Raw genomic sequence first — 4,008 nt, forward strand, 5'->3', positions numbered from 1 at the left:
GTGTGTGCAAATATGCGAAAGCTAATTCATATATGTTTTGGTGTAATAAAAAACCAAGAAGCGTTTAAGCTTCAAGAAAGTTAAATACGACCTTGAAGCTTAAAATGAGAGATGGTATCTATGCCATCGGCACCAATAAATAGCTGATCAAAGTCGTAAGAGCATAGTACGCTTTCTGCAACTTGCCCCTGAAACGACTCAGAATGCGGATCCCATGTCCCACCGGTCATCAATAATGTTGGCTCGTTTTCGAGCGCTAGCAAGCGATTAGCAACTTTAATAGCATTCGTCATTACAACTAGGCCTTGTTTACTTGCAAGCTCTGGGATCATTGCTGCTGTAGTGCGCCCGCTATCAATAATAATGCGGTTATGATCTTTGATCAGTGCGGCTGCTGCTTTAGCTATAGCCACTTTACGCTTAGAATCAATCTCATCGCTTACTATCTCTTTTGGTAATGCAATAGCTCCACCATAACGGCGCAGTAACAGGCCACTTTTTTCAAGCGAGGTTAAATCTTTGCGAATGGTTACTTCAGATGTTTGAAACTGCTGTGCTAACTTTTCAACGGCTACTTCACCTAATTCATTAACTTGAACCAGTATATTGTGACGACGCTGCTGTGTGTTTCGTTTAGTCATAAAGCTCGTGAATTAAGTTTCATTTCGAAAGTTATGCGATTTTAAACGAAACAACCTAAATGGCAAGTGAACGAGCAAAAAAAACACAGTTTTATTCTAATAATAATAAAACTAAAAGTACGGTAAGCTATAACTAATTAAGCGATAAAGATAAATACAATGCAGTCATTTAACAGTATCAGTAAAGAATACTTAGCACAGCGAAAGCAAGTAGGTGAAACCTGCCGTTTATTTAATAAGAGCCCAAGTAAAGGCAACTTAAAACGTATCAAAGAGTTATTTTTAAAGTCGGGTGATGGTGTAATTCTAGAATCAGGTTTTCATTGCGATTACGGCAATCAAATAGTTATTGGTGATCGTACTTTTATGAATATTAATTGCACACTTCTCGACTCGCCATTAGCCAATCACTCAATCACCATAGGTGATGACTGCTTAATAGGCCCGAACGTTCAGCTTTTAGCTGTGTCACATGCTACTAATCCAGCAGAAAGGCTTAATAAGGAAAACTTTGCAGCCCCTATCGCGTTAGGCAATAACGTATGGATTGGCGCAGGCGCTATTATTTTAGCGGGTGTGAGTATTGGTGAAAATAGTATTGTGGGTGCAGGATCTGTAGTAACTAAAAATGTAATGGCTAATACCGTGGTAGCGGGTAACCCAGCTCGTGAAATAAGAACATTATAGCTATTACCGATGTTATCTTTTCGTCGAGAGTCGCTACGCTAGCCCGACCTACGTGATGGGTGTTGGTATGAGTGTCTGTTAACTGCGCATATTTTACTTTTCTGCAGAGTAAATGTCCGGTGATCATCACCTAGATATTGATATTCCAAGGCAATAATTGTTCTATGTCTGGCTCAGGCTGACAAAGCTCATCGAGGCAATGCATGATGTAATCAAATGGCGTTAAGCCGTTGGATCTTGCAGTTTCGATGATGCTGTATAGGTGAGCGCTTGCTATTGCCCCGCGTGAGGTTTGGCTAAACATCCAGTTCTTACGGCCAATAACAAATGGTTTGATAGCACGCTCGGCGCGGTTATTGTCGATATTAAGCTGACCATTTTCAAGGTAAACTATAAGTTTATGCCATTGATTAGCGAGATAGGTTGCTGCCTCTGCTAACTTGGTTTTCCCGACTAAACGTGGCTGGTTTTGCTCTAGCCATTTATGCAGTTTATCGATAATAGGTTTCGCTTGCTCTTGCCTTATTTCATGCTTTTGTTCTGGTGTTTTATCGTTGAGTTTTGATTCAATGCCGTACAGTTTTTGAATAAGACTCAAGACTACGTCGGCTTTGCCTGTCTTGTTTTTACCCTGCACGTGTTTTGCTTCTATAAATTTACGACGTGCATGGGCCCAGCAACCAACTAGTGTTGATTGCGTTTGTGCATACGCTTGATAACCATCAACCTGTAAATAGCCCGAATAGCCATCCAGATAATTAACCACACAGGAAGCTGCCCGACTGTTTTGATAGTCGTAAAGAACAATGTTTGGTATTGGGTTGTGTTTATTTATAGCCGATGGCGAATCCGTGCCGGTACAATATAGCCACATGTAACTTTTTACTTTGTCGGCGTTGACCACATTGACCGTCGTTTCATCGGCATGTATCGCAGGCTGTTTAAGTAACGCGTGTTTCAGTCGTTGTATCAGCGGTTCAAACAAGGTAGCGGATGCGAGTACCCAGTCACTCATGGTTTTACGGCTAAGCTCAATGCCGTATTGCTTGAACATCGACTCTTGTCTGTGCAGTGGCAGTGCATATTGATATTTGCTGGTGATGATTTGACTTAACAAACTGGACGTGGCCATGCCTTTGTTGATGGCCATGTTTGGCATCTTGGCTTGTTTAATACTGTTATTCGACCCTGACTTATCACATTCACGACACGCGTACTTTGGGCGAATATGCTCAATGACTTTTATCTTTGCGGGGACGAAGTCGAGCTTTTCGCTGACGTCTTCACCCATTTTATGCAACTCATTACCACAGCAGTTACACAACTTGTCTTCTTCGGCAATGTCATGAATCACTTGCTCACGGGGCAAGTCTTTGGGTAATGGTTTGCGCTTTGGTGTTTTGCGAGTGTAGCTAATCTCTTGCGTAGCAAGCTCATCAGGTTGCTCAATGATGTCTTCGGCTTCATTAAACAATTCACCTTGTGCGTCAAAGGCTTCGGCACTTTTACCAAATTGTTTTTGTTGCGCTAGGCGGAATTGTTCCTCTAGATAGCGGTTTCTTGCAGTCGCTTGCGCTAATTTTTCAGCGTGCTCTACCAGCAGCTTTTTAAGCAAAGCCGGATCGTCTGGAAGGCAGTTAACATCAATATTCATCCTTTTATTTTATAATGTTTTTTACCGTAAACTAGCTTAATGCGATGGTTAATATTGATCCCGCGACGATCTAAATAATGCTAGCGTTTTCGATGTTGATTTGTTGATGCCCTATGACATCATACCCAGATAATAACCAGTGTAATTGTTGCTCGGTTAAGTTTAGGGTGTCGGCGCTGAGGTTTTTCGGCCATTTAAATTTGTGCTTATCGAGGCGTTTATACCACAGGGTAAAGCCTGTGTTATCCCAATACAATATCTTCAGCTTATCTCGGCTTTTATTACAAAAAACAAACACGGCACCGGATAGCACTGACAGTTCGAGTTCACTTTCAACAATGGCCGCTAAGCCATTAATGGATTTTCTGAAGTCGACAAACTGATTGCAAAGGTACACGTCGGGCACATCAATAAACATGTTCATGCTTGCAGCGCCTTTATTAAATTAGCCACCCATGTAGGCTCAGATGAGGTTGGTATAGTTAAATGAGTTTCACCATGAGATAACGTGATTGAGGCATTCACTTTATGGGGAATAGCTTTGTTTTGCACTTTCACCAATTTAGGTGCTTTTGCAGCGTCTTGTAACTTAGACCGATATTTATAAAAGTTTGAAGTGGGTAACATGTTTTCTTTACAAAATGCGACAATAGATAAGCCGCTGGTTTGTTGATGCTCAATCAATTTTTGCCAGTCATTAAGGGTTCTTTTTTGCATAATACCTCCAGTAGAAACTGACGGTATTTTCAATTAATTAAATCCACTCTGCTAGGTGTCGTTGCTCGGACGCTCACTCTGCAGACGTCAAAAAGCCCGACTATTTCTAGTCAGGTTCTCTACAATTTGAGGTCTGTGCGCTACGCAGTAGGATGTCGTAGTGCCCACGGCGGTGGAGAGCCACAGTGAAATGCTACACTCTCTTTGTGTCAGGGCGGCCTTCAATGGGTCTCGCCTTCGAGCTGTTTTGTTTCACTACTGAGTGCGGTTTGGGCTCTTGGCTATTTACTAAATCCCAGAAAGCAAAAA

Annotated in this window: 4 protein-coding genes and 1 pseudogene; 1 reads left to right on the plus strand and 4 read right to left on the minus strand. The window is 41.8% G+C overall.

Features of this window, described 5'->3' with window-relative positions; genetic code table 11:
- Nucleotides 1-116 precede the first annotated feature (116 nt).
- Nucleotides 117-641: pseudogene (locus I6F10_RS19650) on the minus strand (DeoR/GlpR family DNA-binding transcription regulator); the annotation flags it as partial.
- A gap of 159 nt (nucleotides 642-800) precedes the next feature.
- On the opposite strand from I6F10_RS19650, the gene I6F10_RS19655 reads away from it, so the two are divergent.
- Nucleotides 801-1,328 (plus strand): sugar O-acetyltransferase, encoded by a 528-nt coding sequence (locus I6F10_RS19655; protein WP_197099286.1) that lies wholly within the window; start codon nucleotides 801-803, stop codon nucleotides 1,326-1,328.
- Between the two features lie 130 nt (nucleotides 1,329-1,458).
- Here the strand turns inward: I6F10_RS19655 and tnpC are convergent, their stop codons facing one another.
- The 3 genes from tnpC to tnpA all read right to left on the minus strand — a co-directional run bounded on the left by tnpC (nucleotide 1,459) and on the right by tnpA (nucleotide 3,699).
- A complete protein-coding gene (gene tnpC, locus I6F10_RS19660) occupies nucleotides 1,459-2,982 on the minus strand; it encodes an IS66 family transposase (RefSeq protein WP_165745044.1) in 1,524 nt (507 codons plus the stop codon).
- 70 nt (nucleotides 2,983-3,052) lie between these two features.
- Nucleotides 3,053-3,406 carry an IS66 family insertion sequence element accessory protein TnpB gene (gene tnpB / locus I6F10_RS19665; RefSeq protein ID WP_165745043.1) on the minus strand — a complete coding sequence of 118 codons (354 nt, stop codon included), beginning with the start codon at nucleotides 3,404-3,406 and terminating at the stop codon, nucleotides 3,053-3,055.
- Nucleotides 3,403-3,699 (minus strand): IS66 family insertion sequence element accessory protein TnpA, encoded by a 297-nt coding sequence (tnpA, locus tag I6F10_RS19670; protein WP_165745042.1) that lies wholly within the window; start codon nucleotides 3,697-3,699, stop codon nucleotides 3,403-3,405. Before tnpA ends, tnpB begins: the two co-directional genes overlap by 4 nt.
- Nucleotides 3,700-4,008 lie beyond the last annotated feature (309 nt).

Origin of the sequence: Pseudoalteromonas sp. SWYJZ98 (assembly GCF_015864495.1) — a bacterium.
Taxonomy (GTDB): domain Bacteria; phylum Pseudomonadota; class Gammaproteobacteria; order Enterobacterales; family Alteromonadaceae; genus Pseudoalteromonas; species Pseudoalteromonas distincta.